1 protein-coding gene is annotated in these 424 nt (G+C 59.7%); it reads left to right on the top strand.

The genetic code is table 11. The features are described 5' to 3' along the window. A partial coding sequence (locus tag V7787_RS52955) for an immunoglobulin-like domain-containing protein (RefSeq protein WP_336095472.1) occupies positions 1–424 on the top strand: 424 nt, incomplete at both ends.

Below are 424 nucleotides of genomic sequence, written 5' to 3'. Positions count from 1 at the left end.
GAGATCACCTACACCATCACCCTGACCAACAAAGACGGCCTGCCGATCAACAACCACTCGGAGCTGTACTTCAAGCTGACCGACGGCACCACTGTCGTCGTGGCAGCCAACAGCACCACCGGTTCGGCGACTGTAGCAGCACCAGACAACGTCTATGTCGGCACCAACGCGCCGGTGGTCAATGCCATCGACGCGGTCAGCGGCGCAGATGCATGGAAGTTCGAAAACCTGAACCTGGACAAGACCCCGGTCAGCACCGAGGTGACCGACGAGCCAGGCACCCCAGGCAACGAAGGCGACATCGTCAAAGTCACTATTACTGCTGACCAGACTTCGGTGGCCGAGAACGTCAAACCGACGTTCACCGTGCACATCAACACCGCCCTGGCTCACGACCTGGTCGTGACCCTGAGCAACAACGCTC

The sequence above is a fragment of the Pseudomonas sp. CGJS7 genome (assembly GCF_036961695.1).
The sequence above is the reverse complement of the archived record's forward strand: the minus strand, read 5'-3'. Positions and strand labels throughout refer to the sequence as shown.